Annotated in this window: 1 pseudogene; it reads right to left on the reverse strand. The window is 44.2% G+C overall.

The window, feature by feature from the left end:
- Positions 1-382 (reverse strand): annotated as a pseudogene (locus tag QMM04_RS23050) (hypothetical protein); the annotation flags it as partial.
- Between the last annotated feature and the right edge of the window lie 122 nt (positions 383-504).

Consider the following 504-nt stretch of genomic DNA (forward strand, 5'->3'; position numbering starts at 1 on the left):
CAAAGTTGGTTGTAAAATTATAAATAGCCTGTATCGGCATAGGTTCTTCATTGTTTAACCGTTCAGTACGTGCTTCGCCCGGAATATCTTCCACATACTGCAAGATCTCGGCGTTAATACCCGCTACGAATAAATCAATGTCCTGCGTCGTTATTTTTTTCATCGTTTTTATTATTTTGAGAAGTTGTCCGCGCCCTATCCTACCCAGTCTGAAGAGCGATATGTACGGGCTAAGGCGAGAAATGATAAACCGGCAACGACGAGGGCTGTCAGTGCCTAAAGAACAACGAAAAAACTGACGTTCAGTAAAGCAAAAGTAGACATAGTAAATGTCGTTTCGGCGGAGCGTATGAGGGATGGTGCAACCGTTGGTGTATCCCATTCTGTATCTCATTTCTGCTTATGAGCGCCTGAGATACACCAACGTATTGTTTTAGAAGAAGTTGAAGCTGACCGATAAGCCGGGTTCTGTCGTGGACAGTCATTCATCTAGGCCAGCAATCG

The organism is Pantoea sp. Pa-EAmG (assembly GCF_030024295.1).
Lineage (GTDB): Bacteria > Pseudomonadota > Gammaproteobacteria > Enterobacterales > Enterobacteriaceae > Pantoea > Pantoea dispersa.